This is a genomic window from Symbiopectobacterium purcellii, assembly GCF_019797845.1.
GTDB classification, from domain to species: Bacteria; Pseudomonadota; Gammaproteobacteria; order Enterobacterales; family Enterobacteriaceae; genus Symbiopectobacterium; species Symbiopectobacterium purcellii.
In genome coordinates, this window is record NZ_CP081864.1 from 2153145 (window position 1) to 2170889 (window position 17745).

Below are 17745 nucleotides of genomic sequence, written 5' to 3' on the forward strand. Positions count from 1 at the left end.
GGTTATTCGCTCTCACGCTTGAAAGTCAAAGGGATCAGGTTGTCGTCGTCATAACGGCCTGAGCACTCAGCCGGGCCGCTGGCCCCCTGACAACAAACAATTTCTGGCATTTGATAGCGTGATCCATCGCTACAGCGCGCTTTAACCCGGCTGTTGATAATCAGATTGCCCGATTGCATCAATCCGGCAGTGACGTTGGCGCGGCAACTGACGCCTTCACCATGAGTGAGGCGTACCGTACCCTGACCATCTTTGAGTTGATAACGCAGGCTGGCCGGTTTGCCAATAGTGGGGGTTTTGGTATCAGCCGTCACGCGCCAGGTGCCATTTAGGAAATCCGTTTTTCCCAGCTTGACCGATAATATCGGCATCACCAGCGCATTTTTGTCTACCGGTTTGGCTTCTTCCGGTTTGACTTCTGCAACCACTGTTTCAACCGGTGGCGTGCTGGGCGTCGGGGCCGGTTTCTGGGCCACCACCGGCGCGGTTTCAGGATGTGCAACTACGGGCGCTTTTACTGCCTCGGGCGGCGTTTCAGCAGCAACCGGTGGTGGCGCTATCGGTGTGGCATTTTGTGCAATGATCTCGGCTTCTTTGGTTTTTTCCGTAGCAGGTAGCACGCGTTTTTCTGGCGTATGTGCGACCACCGGTTCGGCCGTTATCGGTTGGCTTGGCGCGCCCGCGCGGAACTGCCACACTAACGCACCGGCGAGTGCTACGCCCGGTGCAACCCACCACCAGCGGCGTAAGGCTGATTTCCCTTGAGCTGCGGACGGCACAGGAGGAATAGCGACCCTGGGCGCGTCGTCGGGTTCGCTGTCTGGCTCAACCGGTAACGACGCCGTTTCCGCATAGACGGCGGCAGCGTTGGGTTGCGCAATGGGCGGTGCAATCGGATCGACCAGCGGTTGTGACGTGAGGACCGGCAAGGCTTCGCGCAGGCACTCCAAGGCGTCGGTTCGCGGTTTTTGGTCAATATTAATAAAACCCCAAAAGGTGATGACGGGGCGGCCACCGACCAGATAAACGTAATTTGCTGCGGGGAATTGGAACGCCTTGGCGAGCAGGGCACCAAATCGTTGCTGTGCCGCATTGTCTGATGCCAACGCGCGCTCACTCAGCGCTGCAACGGTGGTTAGGCAGGTTTGCAACTGCTCCAGCGCGGCCTCCCGTTCTGTTTCGCCCGCGGCCATCCATGAGGTCACTTTTCCTTCGCCGGGAGCGTACCAATCAAGACGGTCGCCCGTTTCATTAGGCTGCGGAATGGCCAGGCAGTCAGCGATCGTTTGTTGTCGCCGTAAACGTAGAGTTTCCCGCAACTGAAGTGCCGATGCATACACCGGTTGCCCATTTTCGCCCAGCGCAAAAAAATCGGCCAAACTTCCGCTGCGTAGTAATGATTTTGCCAAGAAAAAGACCTTATTAAATGGAAGGTTAAAATCTGAAATCAAATCAGTTTACTATAAAATGTACTTTAAACCGGAAATGGCAATGTCAAACGGATAAAGAAACGACAAAACCACTAAATATTTGACCTATAAACGCCGTTTCTTGGGTTTCGCGTCGTGTAAGGGCCGTTTTTTTCTATGGGCTATCGTTTTCCGAGTATGCCGTGTCTTGTGATGCGGGTGGGAAGGGAACCGACGTCTTTTCGGGCACAAAGGGCATCCACCATAACGGTGGGGCGGATAACGAATGGCTGTCCACCACTTCCCCCAGACGTGGGCAGAGCACTTGAATGCCTTTCTGAGCGGCCAACGCGCAGCTGCGCTGTACCGGTTCTGTCCAATGATGCAGTGACAGCGTAAACATGCCCCAGTGAATAGGAACAAAGGTACGCGGCGCCAGATCGCATACCGCTTGCAGGGTTTGTTCTGGTGTCATGTGTGAATCGGGCCAGCGTCGGTTGTATTGCCCATTCTCGACAAACGCAAGGTCGATAGGGCCAAAGCGTTCTCTGATGGCCGTGAAGTGGTCATCGTAGGCGGAGTCCCCGCTGTAATACAGCGTTTCATGCGGGCTCTGTAGCACCCAGGAGCACCAGAGCGTGCGGTTATGATCGAAGGGGGGGCGACCGGAGGCATGACGCGCTGGCGCCGCAGTTAATTTCAGCGTCTTCCACGCACATTCCTCATACCAATCCCGTTCGGTAATGCGTTCTGCGGCGATCCCCCATTTTTGCAGGGTTTTTCCCATGCCGAGCGGAGTAACAAAATAGCTTTTCTTATCGCGGAAAAAATCGATGGTCACGCGGTCCAGATGATCGTAATGGTTATGTGAAAGCACGATCACATCGATGGCGGGTAAGGCTTCCATCGGGACCACCGACGGTTGAAAGCGTTTGATACGAAAAGGAAAGGGGGCAGCGGATGCAGAAAATACCGGGTCGATCAATACGGTGACGCCATCCATGTTCAGTAACAGAGTGGAGTGAACAAACCAGATGACGCGGGTTTTGGTGTCAGGTTTGAGAAACTCCCGCCAATTCGGCGTGACTTCGGGCAAACGTTGTTCCGGCATACGGGATCGTGCAGTAAACAACAGGCGCCTGAGTACCGAAAGCCGCTCACGCCAACCCATGTGCAGGTATACGCTGGGTCGCACGTTGTGAAAGCGCTGGTCAGCCGCAGAATAGTGAGGAGGCGTGGTGTTCGATATCGCCTTTTCGGTCATGGTGTCACTCCGCCCTAAGGTGAAATTGTGCTGTCTGAGTAAAAAAGCTGCATGACAGCGTCATGCGTGTTTAGTATGCTAAACAAACCGTGATTGACGATGACATAACAATATCATGATTTTATCTCAGGTAAGACAGGGTGCGTTATCCAGTAATAAGTTATTGCTCATTTGTGGCACCGGCTGGTTGTTTGATGCTATGGATGTCGGGCTATTATCTTTTGTTCTGGCGGCGCTGAAGCTGGAGTGGGGGCTTTCTGCCGCGCAGTTAGGGCTAATTGGTAGCGTTAACTCCATTGGCATGGCGGTTGGCGCATTTGTTTTCGGCCTTTATGCCGATCGTAAAGGGCGTAAATCTGCCTTTATGATCACGTTGCTGATGTTCAGCATCGCCAGCGGATTAAGCGCCTTTGCCTGGGGATTCGGCAGTTTGCTGGTGTTGCGCTTCTTTATCGGCATGGGATTAGGCGGTGAATTGCCGGTGGCATCTACGCTGGTCAGTGAAAGTGTGCCCCCAGAAGTACGAGGACGCGTCGTGGTGCTGCTCGAAAGCTTTTGGGCTGTCGGCTGGCTGCTGGCCGCATTAATCGCCTACTTCCTTATTCCCTTGCCGAGCGTTGGCTGGCGCGGTGCCATGATCCTGTGTGCGTTGCCCGCCTTCTATGCGCTCTACTTGCGCTTTCGTTTGCCGGATTCGCCGCACTATCTGCAACTGAGCCAGAAAGAGAAAAAAAGCGCTTTTCGCCATAAGATTGCAGCACTCTGGGCGCCGGAGTTGCGGCGTGCCAGCGTAATGCTGTGGATTGTCTGGTTTTGCGTGGTGTTCTCCTATTACGGCATGTTCTTGTGGTTGCCGAGCGTGATGATGCTCAAAGGGTTTGATATGGTGAAAAGTTTCGGTTACGTGCTGGTGATGACGCTGGCGCAGTTACCCGGCTATTTTACCGTTGCCTGGCTGATTGAACGTGCAGGGCGAAAGGCTGTGCTGGTGGTCTATTTGTTGGGAACGCTGATCAGCGCCTATTTTTTCGGTGTTGCCAGCAGTGCCCCACAACTGCTGCTTTCCGGCTCGCTGCTGTCGTTTTTCAACCTCGGGGCCTGGGGGGCGCTGTATGCCTATACGCCAGAGCAATATGCGACGTCCATTCGCGCTACCGGTGCAGGAATGGCAGCAGCAGTAGGGCGCATCGGTGGGATTTTTGGCCCACTGTTGGTTGGTGCTTTGGTGGCAAGCGGCGTGCCCATCAGTGGTATTTTTGCCTTGTTTAGTCTGGCAATACTGCTTGCTGTCTTGGCTATTATGCTGTTGGGGCAGGAAACGCGGCAGCGTGCACTGTAGCACCCAGCATCGAAGGAAAAACGGGAGCCGGGTGGCTCCCGTTTTTTACGCCTGCTTTATAGAAACGTTTACCGCAATAGGGTTAATCTTTAAGGTGACAGTGTCACTTTTTGGGTGTTGAAAAGGGTAATTATTCCTTGGAAATGCTATAAAACGATTAAATATCGTAACGGTTTAGCGATGATTTAATAGCAACCATTTATTATTAGAATAAAGTGCCTGTTTACGGGCTTATCGTGATGTTTATTGCTGCTAATGATCGCCAAGGAGGTGAATTTTTCTTTTCTATGATATTCAATTCTGTTTTGTCTACCACTCGTCCAGGTGGGCTGAAATTGCTCACCGTGGGAATGCTCGCATTGATTGTTGCCGGATGTTCTACGCCACGTTCAACGTTAGTGGATCGTGGCGATTACATCGTGGATACCACTCATCCGGCTAAGGGCCAGAATGAGCGTGTCCGATTTCTGATTTTACATTACACCGCACTGGATGATGCGCGTTCGTTAAAGGTATTAACCCAGGGGCAGGTAAGTGCGCATTATCTGGTTGCGAAAAATCCACCGCTGCGCGATAAAAAGCCCGTAGTGATGCAACTGGTACCAGAGGATATGAGAGCCTGGCATGCGGGTGTCAGTAATTGGAATGGTCGGGTAAATATCAATGACTCGTCGGTAGGCATTGAGATTGTCAACCTTGGATTTACCGATAACATGCTTGGTGTTCGTACTTGGTATCCTTACAATGAAACGCAAATCACCGCGCTGGCTGCGCTGACCAAAGACATTATCAAGCGTAACAACATCACGCCGGATAATGTGCTGGGGCACAGCGATATTGCACCGCTGCGCAAACAGGACCCTGGAAAACTGTTCCCCTGGAAACGGTTTGCGGAGATGGGCGTTGGTGCCTGGCCTGATGATGCAACGGTGAACAAGTATCTGGCTGGACGGCAACCGAGTGCGCCGACGGATGTGTTGACGCTTCAGAAAGCACTGCATCAGTATGGCTATGATAAAATTCCACAAAACGGTGAGCTGGATAAAGAAACACGTTTGACCATCAGCGCGTTTCAAATGCATTTCCGCCCGACGGACATCGAAGGCAATGCCGATGCGCAAACGGAGGCAATTGCCAAAGCGCTGGTGGAAAAATACCGAACCTGAACCCCATGATTGCCCTTTCTACTGCCAAGGAATTGCCCAAACATGCTGAATCATCAACGTCGTTTTTTTCTGCTGTGCTTGGTGTGCGGGGTGCTTGGGTGCAGTAGTAAAGGGAACATCATCTCTCCCGTGGTGGTTGAGGCTCCGGTCCGCGTTTCTCCGGCTGTGCCGGAGAACGTTAAGGGGGTTTGGCTGACCACGCTATCCGGTCTTGACTGGCCGACGCCTGCGTCAAGTGATGAACCTTCTGATGAGCGCCGCATTGCGTTACAAAAACAGGCGCTGATCGACAAGCTTGACAATCTGGTTAGCCTGGGCGTTAACACGATTTTTTTTCAGGTAAAGCCGGATGGCACTGCGTTATACCGTTCGGCCTTACTGCCGTGGTCTGATGTCTTAACCGGCGTGGTGGGCAAAGATCCTGGTTACGATCCTTTGGCCTTCATGTTGTCTGAAGGGCATAAGCGTGGATTACGCATTCACGCCTGGCTTAATCCTTACCGTGTGACCAGCAATACCCAGCAGAAAACGGTGACCGCGCTGCGCCGCACCCTTAGTGCCTCGCCCTCGAGCGTGTATGCGTTGCACCCAGAATGGATACGCACGGCGAGCGACCGGTTTGTGTTGGATCCTGGTATCCCAGAGGTGCGTCAGTGGATCACCAACGTGGTGGTGGAACTGATTAACAACTACGCTGTAGATGGCATCCATTTTGATGATTACTTCTACTACGAAACCCCGGCTTCTCGTTTGCAAGACGATGCTACCTATCGGCAGTACGGACAGGGGTTCGCCCTGAAAGGGGACTGGCGGCGCAATAATACCTTGCTGTTGATTGAGCAAGTATCGATGGCAATCAAAGCGGTCAAACCGCAGGTTGAGTTTGGCATCAGTCCGTCGGGCGTGTGGCGCAATGCGGAGAATGACGCTCGCGGTTCGGATACGCGCGGGGGGGCGGCCTATGACATCTCTTATGCAGACACTCGGTTGTGGGTGGAACGCGGCCTGATTGACTACATCATCCCGCAAATCTACTGGCCTTTCTCACGAGAAATTGTCCGTTATGACACACTGGTAAAATGGTGGGCGGATGTGGTAAAGCCAACAAAAACGCGCCTCTACATTGGTATTGCACTGTATAAAGTCGGTGTGCCTTCCCAAAAGGAGCCTGATTGGGCGCAGGACGGCGGCGTGCCTGAACTGCGGCGGCAGTTGGCGCTCAATGAAGCGCTGCCGGAAGTGAAAGGCAGTGTGCTCTTTCGTGAGGGATTTCTTCATCAACCTCAAACCGGTCCTGCGGTGGATTACCTCAAAACGCACTGGGGTAAATAGCGTTAAAAACGACGTTGCGGCGAAAAGCCGCTATATTTTCTGTTGAAGAACAAACTGTCCGACGCGCATTTGCAAAAATGGATTTTATCGCGTGCGGCAGGATTTAAACGTCGTGTTAACCCTAAGCAGGCCACCATGAAAACACCTGTATTTTCCGATGATATGTTGCTGAACCGCGTGTTGCTGTTAGCGGCATTGGCTATCGTCATGATGGGGATCCATCTGGCGGCATCCATCCTCTCCATCATTCTGCTCTCCCTGTTTTTGGCTATCGTGCTTGAGCCGGTAGTGGCGCTATTGTGTCGTACACGTCTACCGCGTTCTCTGGTTGTGGTGTTGCTGGGCGGCGTATTGTTGATGCTGTTGGTTTACGTCCTGCTCCGGATGGTGGCGGCGTTGCCTGAGTTAAATCAAATGAGCCTGCAAATGCGCAGCCTGCTGACGCGTCAGCTTGCCGTCGGTATGGCGCCATTGCAGGAATTGGGGCTAACGCTCTCGCCGGAAGCGGCGATGTCGCTGATTGACCCTGGGCAATTTCTTGGACTGATCACCCGTATGCTCAGCCATGTATCCAGTTTTTTTTCATCGGCACTGGTGGTGTTTCTGACCGTTATTTTCATGCTGATTGAGGTGCCGGTATTAGTAGAGAAAATCCAACGGTTGTTTCGCGCGGAATCCTCTGGCATGAAAGCCGTGCGTCGCGGCATTGATAGCGTAACGCAGTATCTGATGCTTAAAACGCTGATGAGCGTGTTAAACGGCGTAGCAATCTGGGTGCTGTTAACCATTTTGCAGGTTAAGTTCGCCTTTATTTGGGCTGTGCTGGCCTTTCTGCTGAATTTTATTCCCGTGCTGGGATCTATTCTGGCGGCAGTGCCGCCTATCATTCAGGCATTTGCCTTTAACGGCATGAGTACAGGTATGGCGGCACTGGCGGCATTTCTGATCATCAACCTGATATTGGGCTGGATTGTGGACCCATACCTGTGTGGCCGGAAGCTGAACATTGCCACCAGTGTGGTCTTGATTTCTCTGCTGGTGTGGCAGGGGTTGTTGGGACTGATCGGCATTTTGTTGGCCGTGCCGCTGACCATGACGCTGAAGTTGATTGTCGAACAGGTTGATGGCGGCGCGCGTTGGGCGCGCCTGTTGGAGGGGGGAAAAGAAAACTAACGTCGGTCAGCCATTGAGTAGGGCTAATACCTGCTGGTGAAGCTGCGGATCGCCTGAAGCAACGATATTCCCACCGCCTTCAGGACGTCCGCCATCAAGGGTGGTCACGATGCCGCCTGCCTGCTCAATAATCGGGATCAGCGCAGCGATATCATAAGGTTGCAGGCCATATTCCACGCTGATATCAATGTGGCCAGCGGCCAGCATAGCCATGGCATAGCACTCTCCGCCATAACGGGTCATCAGGGTTTGCTGTGTCAGGGGCTGAAAATGGATGCCAGGATGGCGTGGAACCGGTTCGGGGGAGGTGGTGTGTAGAATAGCTTGCGACAGCGATAGATTTTTACGCGTTTGCAACGCATGCTCACCATAGGGGCCCCGATACCAGGATTGAACCCCATCGGCCCAGAAGCGTTCTTGCGTAAACGGCTGACTCATCATGCCCATAACGGCGCGCCCGTGATGCAGTAACCCCATCAGCGTTCCCCACACGGGAATGCCGCACAGAAAGGGCCGGGTTCCGTCAACCGGATCTAATATCCATTGGGTTTCACCATCACCAACTGCGCCGAACTCCTCGCCCAAAATCGCATGTTCAGGGTAATGTGCGCTAATCAGTGCGCGAATGGCGCGCTCCGCTTCTCGATCGGCGTCAGTCACCGGGTCGAAGCGAAAACCTTCCTTTGGCTTATTGCCAATGTGGAGGTTTTGCGTTGAACGATAGCGAGGGAGGGTCTGCTCGGCTGCGGCATCGGTCAGCGTGTGAAAAAAAGCAATATCAGGTAAGTTATGCACGATGATGTCCCTTCTAATGCAGTTCTAGTTTCGGCAATGCCGCTGCTTGTTCAGCAACGCGCGCTTCTGTCGGTATTCAGGATTGCGCGTTTGCGCTATCCTGACACCTTGAACTCGATGGTCTTCACTACGGATGTTAACGATAACGTTATCATCTAGATAAAGGAATAACATGCAGTACGTACCCATTACGCCGGACGCGGAAAGCGCCCATTTTCATTCCGGGCCTGCACACTATGATGTGATATCCATTCAGTCACAGGTGGTTTATGGTTGCGTAGGGAACAGTATCGCGGTACCGGCGCTATCGCAACATGGGTTGCGCGTGGCATTGGTGCCTACCGTCATTCTTAGCAATACGCCTCATTATCCTAGCTGTTATGGCGGGAAAATTCCGGTCGAATGGTTTGAAGGTTTTCTGCAAGGTCTGCTGGAGCGGGGGGCATTGACCCATGCACGTGCTATCGTCATTGGCTATATCGGCACGACCACACTGGTGCCGCCGTTAGTAGCCTGGCTTAAACAGGTGCGCACCTCTTGGCCGGACACAGCACAACCGCTTGCCGATTGCGCCGAAAGGCACTGGCGATCTGTTCTGTGCTGAACTGACCGCAGCGTTACTCGCAGGGCAATCTCCGGCCCACGCTGCTCAACATGCCTGTTATCAGGTGGAACGCTCCGTGTTGAAAACCCAGTTGGCCGAAAGTGAAGAGCTTTGCCTGGCTCCATTGGTGTAAGGGGATAACGACAGTGACAATCAATGCGTATTGTTGTAACTCTGTTTTAGTTACAACATATATTTTATTTTATTAACTACCACACTCCTGTGATAATCGATTTTATGAATAAAACCCAATCAGCAGTATCTGAAGGGCAGGCGATACTAAAACCATGATCGCGCTTCACTTTTTTTCTTGTGCTTGCAAATAGAATTGAAACTCGATTTCATTTTATTAATCTGCATGGGGTGAGAAGTGAAATATCAGCCATTCTCCGGTATTGCTGCTGCGGTGTCCGTTTCGTTGCTGCTAGCGGCTTGTCAAACAGCAACGCCGCCACAGGCGCAGTATCAGCCTTCATTCCCAGGAACGACACAACGACCTGTGCTTTCCAGCGATGAGGCCGCGCGTTTTACGCAACAGCACTATTTTGCCTATCGTGGCCTCTATGCTTCACCCATTGCTGACGCCTGGACTCCGCAGCCTATCAACATCGCTTCAGTGAATACGCCCTATGTGGTGGGCCCCAGCAAAGGGATTGATGGCGCTAGTTACACGCAGATTCAAGACGCAGTAAATGCGGCATTGCAGCAGCAGAAAGGCAATCAGCGTATTTATATCAAAGTGCAGCCAGGAACTTACATCGGCACGGTTTATGTGCCTGCCGAAGCGCCGCCGATCACGCTGTTTGGCGCAGGCGATACACCGGAAAAAACCGTCATCTCACTGGGATTAGACTCGATGATTTCACCGGCCACCTACCGCACGCTGGTGAATGCTAATCAACAATATCAGTCTGGCGATCCTGCCTGGTATATGTATGACGTTTGTGCATCGAAGCAGAACAAAACGATTGATACCATCTGCGCTGCGGTTTTATGGTCACAGAGCGATGAGTTTCAGTTAAAAAACCTGACAGTGGTGAACTCGCTGCTGGATACGGTAGACAGTGGTACACATCAGGGCGTCGCGCTACGAACAGATGGCGATAAGGTTCAACTAGAGCAGGTGCGCTTGATTGGGCGGCAAGATACCTTCTTCGTCAACACCAGTGATAAAAAGAATAATTACGTCACCGATCACTACAGCCGCGCCTATATCAAAGACAGCTATATCGAAGGTGATGTTGACTACGTTTTTGGCCGTGCCACTGCCGTGTTTGATAACGTACGCTTCCATACCGTATCTACGCGGAAATCAAAAGAAGCCTATGTGTTCGCCCCCGATACCATGCCGTGGGTAAAACACGGTTTCCTGGTGATCAACAGCGCGCTGACATCCGACAGTGGCTATAAATCAGGTAAGCAAAGGGCAAACATGGGCCGGGTCTGGGATCAGGGGGCGCGTCAAACCGGTTATTTGCCCGGCAAAACGGCAAATGGCCAGTTAGTGATTCGCGATAGCACCGTTGATAGCGGCTATGATTTGCTCAATCCGTGGAGTGCAGCCGCCACGACCAGCAGACCATTCAAAGGCAATTGGACAAACTGGGCAAGGCGATTTTCATCCTGATTTTGGTCATGATGGCAGCCCTGTTTGTTTTCAGCATCCTGTTCCGCGATATGCCGGTTTCTGAATTAACGCTCTCATTAATTAGCCTGGCAGTTGCCTCCGTACCGGAAGGGTTGCCTGCAATTATTTCGATCATCCTATCGTTGGGTGTGCAGGCCATGGCGCGTCAACGCGCCATTATTCGCAAACTACCCACGGTAGAGACCCTGGGGGCGATGACGGTTATCTGCTCTGATAAAACCGGCACCCTGACCATGAACGAAATGACGGTCAAAGCCATTATCACTGCGGATACGGTCTATCGTGTCGATGGCGACAGTTACGAACCGGTAGGCGCGATCCACTCACTGGACGATTCTCAGCCGGTATCCATTGCCCCAGAGTCATTGCTTGCGCGCTATCTGCGTACCATCGATTTATGCAATGACAGCCAACTGATCAAAGACGATAGCGGTTTTTGGAAAATCACCGGAGGCCCAACCGAAGGGGCACTCAAAGTGCTGGCCGCCAAAGCAACGTTGCCTGCGGTGGAAACAGAACTGCGCAGTAAAATCCCGTTTGATTCTCAATACAAGTATATGGCAACCCATTATCGGGTCGGCACCGAAGAGCAGATTTTGATCACCGGTGCCCCCGATGTGCTGTTCAGACTGTGTCAGCAGCAGCTGACAGATCGTGGCGTTCAACCGTTTGATTTGCGTTATTGGGAAAGCAAAATGGCAGAGTACGCGCGGGAAGGGCTGCGTATGGTTGCCGCCGCCTGGAAACCCACCGCTGAAGGACAAGACGCGCTGACACATCAGGACCTGGAGCAGGGCGCGGTATTTCTTGGCATCGCAGGCATGATGGATCCGCCACGTCCAGAGGCTATTACGGCAATCAGCGACTGTTTGCAGGCAGGCATTCGCGTCAAGATGATCACCGGTGACCATCCGGAAACGGCGATGAGCATAGGGAAAATGCTCGGTATTGGCAATGCTGACAACGCGATCACCGGTCGCGAGCTGGAAAAAATGGATGCCGAAGCGCTCAGTGCAGCGGCTCAGAATTACGACATCTTTGCCCGAACCAGCCCCGAGGACAAGTTCCGACTGGTGCAGGCGCTGCAAACCAAAAAAGAGATTGTTGGTATGACCGGCGATGGTGTGAACGATGCACCAGCGTTGAAGCAAGCGGACGTCGGGATTGCGATGGGGATAAAGGGCACGGAGGTGACCAAAGAAGCGGCAGATATGGTATTGACCGATGACAATTTTGCCACCATCGCCAGCGCCGTGAAAGAAGGGCGGCGCGTCTACGACAACTTGAAAAAAACCATCCTGTTTATTATGCCAACCAACCTGGCGCAAGGCTTACTGATCATCATCGCGTTTGGCGTTTGTCGGCACCATGATTGCGCTCAGCGCCTTCGCACTGGAAGCCTGGCTCCAACTGCAAGGCCATTCCGCCGAGCTGATTCGCACGGTCCTGCTACAGACGCTGGTTACTGCACAGTGGTTCTATATGCTTAACTGTCGGGTATCAAACGGCTTCTCCCTAACCAAGGGATTATTAGCCAACCGGGGAATTTGGATTGTCAGCGGGGTATTGCTCATGCTGCAACTGGCGATTATCTATCTTCCCTTTATGCAAATGCTGTTTGGCACCGAGGCGTTGCCATTCCGTTACTGGCTCATCACCTTTGCCATTGGGTTTGTCATGTTCTTGATTGTGGAAGCGGAGAAACCGTTGACGCGTCGCTGGCGCTCATCGTAACGCCGATCACGGTGTGCCGCTTTTGCTGAGCGGCACACACCCAGTCTCAACGTTGGGAGAAGGAAAGGTTAACGTTTGTTTCCACGGCTGTTTGCCCACGGATCGACATCATCAACTTTTGCGGCAGGCGCATCTTTCAACGAATTAAGATACAGCGCTTCGACCTCAGCGCGCGCCCACGGAGTTCGACGCAAAAATGTTAAACTGGATTTGACGCTGGGATCGCTTTTAAAACAATTGATATTAACCAGTTGGCCCAGTTTAACCCAGCCAAAACGTTCAACCAACGCATTGACTTGCATTTCAAGGGTTATGCCATGAAGAGGATCTTTTGAAATGTGAGCAGTCATGTAACGTCCGGTAAGGTCATATTTTTGTGATTAAGAAAACGCGTCTGAAACCCCGGCAGATTACAAGAAAAGCATACAATCAGCAATGGTATAATTAGTTACAATTTAACTAAATTAAGTCTGCCTGATGCTGTTTTTTGTTATTTATTTCTGCACGAAATCCCAGCAATGTCCCCACAAAATAAAATATTGAGTCCACTGCTCAAACAACATATATTAGCCGCGTTTTTTACCCCTTAACCATTATTCAACCCGGCGTTAACCATACCCCCGGTTGTAGGAGTGATATGATGACGGATAAAGTCCGTATTGATACTTTGAGTGCTAATTCATTACCGCAACGCAATGAAACCTTTTTAGCAAGACAAGCTGAATTTGAATCTAATGTCAGGAGCTATCCCCGCAAATTGCCCTTGGCCATTGCCAAAGCGCAGGGCGTTTGGATTACTGATGTTGAGAATAATCAATATCTTGACTGCCTTGCCGGTGCCGGAACCTTGGCTCTCGGCCATAATCATCCTGATGTGCTTCAAAGCATTCAAAGTGTCATTACCAGTGGCTTACCGTTACACACCCTTGACCTGACCACGCCGTTAAAAGATGAATTCTCCTCTTATCTGCTGTCATTGCTACCGGGCCAGGGCAAAGAGTATTGCTTGCAGTTTACTGGGCCTTCCGGTGCCGATGCCGTTGAGGCTGCACTAAAACTGGCTAAAAAAGTGACCGGTCGTTCAGGTGTGATCAGTTTCTCCGGGGGCTATCACGGAATGACCCACGGGGCGCTCGCTGTCACGGGTAACCTGTCACCGAAAGAAGCTGTCGATGGCATGATGCCTGAAGTGCAGTTTATGCCTTACCCGAACCAATACCGTTGCCCGCTGGGCATTGGCGGCGAGGCTGGCGTTAACGCGCTGACCTACTACTTTGACAATCTGATCAACGATGTCGAAAGTGGGGTGCGCAAGCCTGCAGCGGTAATCCTTGAAGCCCTTCAAGGAGAAGGGGGCGTCAACCCGGCACCTGCCGAGTGGCTGCAACGTATTCGCAAAGTGACTCAGGAACATTGCATTGTCCTGATTATCGATGAAGTACAGGCCGGTTTTGCTCGTACCGGTAAACTGTTCGCGTTTGAACACGCAGGCATCGAACCTGATATCATTGTCATGTCTAAAGCGGTCGGTGGCGGTTTACCGCTGGCAGTGCTTGGCATCAAAAAGCAGTTCGATGCCTGGGCGCCAGGTCACCACACCGGCACTTTCCGTGGTAACCAGCTGGCAATGGCCACCGGTCTGACTACGCTCAAAATCCTTAAAGACGATCGGATTGCAGATAAAGTGGCAGTACAGGGCGAATGGCTGAAAGCCAAGTTGGCCGAACTGCAAAAACGCTACCCGGTGATGGGGCATGTACGCGGACTGGGTTTAATGATCGGCATAGAGATCGTCAAACCTCATGAAGCGCAGGATCAGATGGGATGCCACCCTGCGGATGGTGAGCTTTCTGCACTGTTGCAGAAAAAATGTTTTGAAGCTGGCCTGATCCTTGAAAGAGGTGGCCGCAACGGTTGCGTATTGCGTCTGTTGCCTTCACTGCTCATCACCAATGCCGAGTTGGATATTTTCCTCGATAAATTCGAAAGTGCCTTGCTGAGCGCTGGCGTCAAGCCTGTTTAAGTGGAGTGAGCCATCAAATGTCTGATATCAAACCTATTCTGTCAGGTTCAGCGCAGAGCATTGCCGCCTATCAGGACGCCATCGAGCAGAGCACTCAGGCTGTCGTGGCGTGGTTACAGCAGCCCGAGATGTATCAAGGCAAGACCGTTGAGCAATTGCGTGAGCGTATTCATTTGTCCTTCACGTCTCAGGGGCTGGGCAACCAGGTCGCCATTGAACGTGCTGTTGAATACTTTCTTAGAGACAGTTTGTCCGTGCATCACGCGCAATGTGTCGCGCACTTGCATTGCCCGAGTTTGGTGATCAGTCAGGCGGCAGAAGTGCTGATTAATGCCACCAACCAAAGCATGGACTCCTGGGATCAGAGCCCTTCAGCCACAATCATTGAGATGAAGCTGATCGAATGGTTACGCCAGCAAGTCGGTTACACCGCAGGTGACGCGGGTGTTTTCACCAGCGGCGGTACCCAAAGCAATCTGATGGGATTGATGTTGGCGCGAGATGCTTTTTTTGCGCGTAAGGGGCATTCCGTTCAGCAGCACGGTTTAACCGGCGAGCTGAGTAAAATCAAAGTGCTGTGTTCTGAAAATGCCCATTTTTCCGTGCAAAAAAACATGGCACTGATGGGGCTGGGATATCAATCCGTTACGCTGGTAAAAACGGATGCATTCTCGCGCATGGATCTCAGCGATTTGGCCGAAAAATTGGCGCAGGCCGCCGCCAATGGTGAGCAGGTGCTGGCCATTGTTGCAACGGCCGGAACTACTGATGCCGGTGCCATCGATCCCTTAGCTGAGATTGCGGCTATGGCCGCCGAACGGCACATCTGGCTGCACGTTGACGCAGCATGGGGCGGCGCGCTGTTGCTTTCTGAGAAATACCGCCACTACCTGGATGGCCTTGAGTTAGCCGATTCCGTCACGTTAGATTTCCATAAGCAATTTTTCCAGACCATCAGCTGCGGCGCATTTTTGCTGAAAGATGCCCGTCACTATGAACTGATGCGCTATCAGGCGGCTTACCTCAATTCAGGCTTTGATGAAGAGCAGGGCGTGCCTAATCTGGTGTCGAAATCGCTGCAAACTACGCGCCGATTTGATGCTCTTAAATTGTGGATGGGCCTTGAAGCATTGGGTAAAAAGCGGTACGCCGAAATCATTGATAATGGTGTAACGCTGGCACAACAGGTTGCACAGTTTGTCACAGAACAGCAGCATCTGGAACTGGTGATGCAGCCACAACTGGCCAGCGTACTGTTCCGTTTCCGCCCGGCGTCTGGCGACGTGGCGGCTGTTGCTTTACTGAACCAACGCATTGGTGACTCACTGCTCGCTTCTGGCAGCGCAAATGTGGGTGTTACCGAAGCCGACGGGGTGACCTGCCTGAAACTGACCTTGCTGAATCCTACCGTTTGCCTGGCAGATGTAAAAATCCTGCTGGAAAGTGTGAAAGCGTGCGGGTTGCAACTACTAAAAGCGTAGTGATCTAAAAATAAAAGCCGACAGCATTTCTGTTGTCGGCTTTTCAGTCTCTCCTGCTATTTTGGTTAAAGCCACACTGTGTCTATGCTTTTCCAGCATGGCATTAGCCGCTCCAAATGTAACCCACACAGTTAATGAAGCCATTGAGCCTTTACTCAAAGAACAGGACATCCCCGGTATGGCTGTGGCCGTGTTGGTGCATGGCAAACCTTACTTCTTTAATTATGGTTTGGCCGATCTGAAATCCGCCAGACCGGTCACACAAAACACGCTTTTTGAGCTGGGATCGGTCAGTAAAACGTTTAATGGTGTACTTGGCGGTGTGGCGGTAGAGAAGGGTGAGATCTCGCTAAGCGACCCCGCCCCTAAATATAGCTCAACATTAAATTTAACATAATATACATTATGCGAACCAATGGATAAAGAGAAGTAATCTGACTCTGTGATCAGCGTGATTGGCTTCATCCGATGTCGTTGATATGTTCTCTTACCTTCGATTTTCAAATGTCCTAACTCGCTGCTATGTCCATAAACTTACACGTTAGAATGATCTGCGTATAAACTCTCGGACTCTGCCTTCCATGTTCAATGCGAATCCACTAACACTGACGGTCGCCACATTAACATGCATGAGCGTGCATCAAACATATCCCAACTACTGATATTGAATATAAACCGGCTGAGGCTGCAAACGTAGCACTTCAGCCTTGGATAACAGTCTGTGTGGCGGTTTTCTCATATCGTTCTTGTAGAAAATCTTGATGCCCGGATACAACACGCTATGTTCAGCAGAGACGACTTTTTCATAGGTCGCCATTTTGGTTTCTGGAGCACCCGCCCCGTCCATGCTCAATATGACCTGCACGTTAGGATCTGATTTTACTTTATCAAATCCCGTCACCATCTTTTTGGTGAAACGATGAACAACTAACACTTTCGGTGGCAGATTATATTTCACAACCAAAGCAGAAAGATAATCAACGACTCTGTTGATATCCTTGTCGTTAATTGTGCCAATTCTGGCACCCGGAATGGATTTCCCCATCATAATAAATTCAGGGTCTATGCCCAGATGTACATCCGACTCAATAAGGAAAGGTTCAAGACGGGATATCTCACGGTGCAAATCGCTCAGTCCAGGCTGAACATCCAGAATCAGAACTGCACCTGGTGTCATCCTCACCACAGACAGCGCTTTATCTATTTGCATATTACTCATACGGTTACGGTAGAATCCGTCACGCCCAGGCTGATTGCTTGCTACGGTAGCAATATACTCCAATCCCGGAATGACAGGCTTTGATGGGTCTGCCTTTTCCCATTCCTGCGCTTCAGCGGTTAATTTTTTCCACAGTTCAGGAGCCGGATATTCCCCTAATATGCCCATTCTTCGGGAGTTGAAATTACCATAATAAACAACCAGTCTGTTTGTAGGAATAATCCCTGCTCGGCCACTTGATGTGTAAAATTTGTCGACACTCTCCATTCGTGGCGGTGTTGTTGACAGAGTGCCTTGGGCATTAGTAGGTAAAAATATATTCAACGTTGAGGCAACCATTAACACCCAAATTTTCTTCATAAGCATCCTTTCATTTTTTCCTGGTAACACATTCACTGGTTATAATCTGAAACACTTTAACCGTCAGGACCTATATATAAGCAGTTGACGTTCAATGGCATTGAAACCAATGTAAAATTAGCGAGTTTGCTCTACAAATGGTTTGTGCCAGCAACAAGGATTGCTCCTCAAGCGAACTGGCCGCAGCGGACATCTCCT

Annotated in this window: 14 protein-coding genes and 2 pseudogenes; 11 read left to right on the forward strand and 5 right to left on the reverse strand. The window is 51.4% G+C overall.

All coding sequences use genetic code 11. The annotated features are described in order from the left end of the window. Positions 1–2: 2 nt before the first annotated feature. The gene (locus K6K13_RS09935; RefSeq protein ID WP_222160644.1) at positions 3–1409 is read right to left on the reverse strand and encodes an SrfA family protein; all 1407 of its coding nucleotides are present in this window, start codon (positions 1407–1409) and stop codon (positions 3–5) included. Between the two features lie 175 nt (positions 1410–1584). Beyond that, on the reverse strand, positions 1585–2673 hold the full coding sequence (locus K6K13_RS09940; RefSeq protein WP_222160645.1) for an MBL fold metallo-hydrolase: 1089 nt from the start codon (positions 2671–2673) through the stop codon (positions 1585–1587). 115 nt (positions 2674–2788) lie between these two features. On the opposite strand from K6K13_RS09940, the gene K6K13_RS09945 reads away from it, so the two are divergent. The 4 genes from K6K13_RS09945 to K6K13_RS09960 all read left to right on the forward strand — a co-directional run bounded on the left by K6K13_RS09945 (position 2789) and on the right by K6K13_RS09960 (position 7683). Beyond that, on the forward strand, positions 2789–4012 hold the full coding sequence (locus K6K13_RS09945) for an MFS transporter (protein ID WP_222160646.1): 1224 nt from the start codon (positions 2789–2791) through the stop codon (positions 4010–4012). Positions 4013–4341: 329 nt separating this feature from the next. After that, a complete protein-coding gene (locus tag K6K13_RS09950) occupies positions 4342–5178 on the forward strand; it encodes an N-acetylmuramoyl-L-alanine amidase (RefSeq protein WP_286206790.1) in 837 nt (278 codons plus the stop codon). A gap of 42 nt (positions 5179–5220) precedes the next feature. Further along, positions 5221–6510 carry a glycoside hydrolase family 10-like protein gene (locus tag K6K13_RS09955; protein ID WP_222160648.1) on the forward strand — a complete coding sequence of 430 codons (1290 nt, stop codon included), beginning with the start codon at positions 5221–5223 and terminating at the stop codon, positions 6508–6510. 135 nt (positions 6511–6645) lie between these two features. Then, positions 6646–7683, forward strand: coding sequence for an AI-2E family transporter (locus tag K6K13_RS09960; protein WP_222160649.1), 1038 nt, complete (start codon positions 6646–6648; stop codon positions 7681–7683). Between the two features lie 6 nt (positions 7684–7689). Here K6K13_RS09960 and hisN read toward each other — a convergent pair whose 3' ends face one another. Continuing rightward, on the reverse strand, positions 7690–8481 hold the full coding sequence (hisN, locus tag K6K13_RS09965) for a histidinol-phosphatase (protein WP_222161035.1): 792 nt from the start codon (positions 8479–8481) through the stop codon (positions 7690–7692). Positions 8482–8650: 169 nt separating this feature from the next. Between hisN and K6K13_RS09970 the strand changes: the two genes are divergently transcribed. The 4 genes and pseudogenes from K6K13_RS09970 to K6K13_RS09980 all read left to right on the forward strand — a co-directional run. Then, a complete protein-coding gene (locus K6K13_RS09970) occupies positions 8651–9082 on the forward strand; it encodes a carbohydrate kinase family protein (RefSeq protein ID WP_434064598.1) in 432 nt (143 codons plus the stop codon). Continuing rightward, the gene (locus tag K6K13_RS23740; RefSeq protein WP_434064599.1) at positions 9039–9215 is read left to right on the forward strand and encodes a hypothetical protein; all 177 of its coding nucleotides are present in this window, start codon (positions 9039–9041) and stop codon (positions 9213–9215) included. The genes K6K13_RS09970 and K6K13_RS23740 overlap by 44 nt, the downstream gene beginning before the upstream one ends. Before the next feature lie 288 nt (positions 9216–9503). Next, positions 9504–10709, forward strand: a complete 1206-nt coding sequence (gene pemB / locus K6K13_RS09975) for a pectinesterase PemB (RefSeq protein ID WP_252120507.1) — start codon at positions 9504–9506, stop codon at positions 10707–10709. Further along, positions 10673–12464: pseudogene (locus K6K13_RS09980) on the forward strand (HAD-IC family P-type ATPase); the annotation flags it as partial. The gene pemB and the pseudogene K6K13_RS09980, both read left to right, overlap by 37 nt. Positions 12465–12532: 68 nt before the next feature. Here the strand turns inward: K6K13_RS09980 and K6K13_RS09985 are convergent. Beyond that, positions 12533–12814: a VF530 family protein gene (locus K6K13_RS09985; protein ID WP_222160651.1), complete on the reverse strand. Its 282-nt coding sequence runs from the start codon at positions 12812–12814 to the stop codon at positions 12533–12535. Positions 12815–13104: 290 nt separating this feature from the next. Here K6K13_RS09985 and K6K13_RS09990 point away from each other — a divergent pair, with 290 nt between their 5' ends. From K6K13_RS09990 to K6K13_RS10000, 3 genes and pseudogenes are all read left to right on the forward strand, one after another. Beyond that, a complete protein-coding gene (locus tag K6K13_RS09990) occupies positions 13105–14487 on the forward strand; it encodes a diaminobutyrate--2-oxoglutarate transaminase (protein ID WP_222161036.1) in 1383 nt (460 codons plus the stop codon). A 17-nt stretch (positions 14488–14504) separates the two neighbouring features. Continuing rightward, positions 14505–15968: a pyridoxal phosphate-dependent decarboxylase family protein gene (locus K6K13_RS09995; protein ID WP_222160652.1), complete on the forward strand. Its 1464-nt coding sequence runs from the start codon at positions 14505–14507 to the stop codon at positions 15966–15968. 61 nt (positions 15969–16029) lie between these two features. Beyond that, a pseudogene (locus tag K6K13_RS10000) lies at positions 16030–16341 on the forward strand (serine hydrolase); the annotation flags it as partial. A gap of 282 nt (positions 16342–16623) precedes the next feature. Here the strand turns inward: K6K13_RS10000 and K6K13_RS10005 are convergent. Continuing rightward, positions 16624–17547 (reverse strand): hypothetical protein, encoded by a 924-nt coding sequence (locus tag K6K13_RS10005; RefSeq protein WP_222160654.1) that lies wholly within the window; start codon positions 17545–17547, stop codon positions 16624–16626. Positions 17548–17745: the final 198 nt, after the last annotated feature.

Coding starts and splice junctions, on each gene's coding strand:
- K6K13_RS09940 (WP_222160645.1), bottom strand. CDS start 2,673: ATGACCGAAAAGGCGATATCGAACACCACGCCTCCTCACTATTCTGCG.
- K6K13_RS09945 (WP_222160646.1), top strand. CDS start 2,789: ATGATTTTATCTCAGGTAAGACAGGGTGCGTTATCCAGTAATAAGTTA.
- K6K13_RS09955 (WP_222160648.1), top strand. CDS start 5,221: ATGCTGAATCATCAACGTCGTTTTTTTCTGCTGTGCTTGGTGTGCGGG.
- K6K13_RS09960 (WP_222160649.1), top strand. CDS start 6,646: ATGAAAACACCTGTATTTTCCGATGATATGTTGCTGAACCGCGTGTTG.
- K6K13_RS09970 (WP_434064598.1), top strand. CDS start 8,651: ATGCAGTACGTACCCATTACGCCGGACGCGGAAAGCGCCCATTTTCAT.
- K6K13_RS09985 (WP_222160651.1), bottom strand. CDS start 12,814: ATGACTGCTCACATTTCAAAAGATCCTCTTCATGGCATAACCCTTGAA.
- K6K13_RS09990 (WP_222161036.1), top strand. CDS start 13,105: ATGACGGATAAAGTCCGTATTGATACTTTGAGTGCTAATTCATTACCG.
- K6K13_RS09995 (WP_222160652.1), top strand. CDS start 14,505: ATGTCTGATATCAAACCTATTCTGTCAGGTTCAGCGCAGAGCATTGCC.
- K6K13_RS10005 (WP_222160654.1), bottom strand. CDS start 17,547: ATGAAGAAAATTTGGGTGTTAATGGTTGCCTCAACGTTGAATATATTT.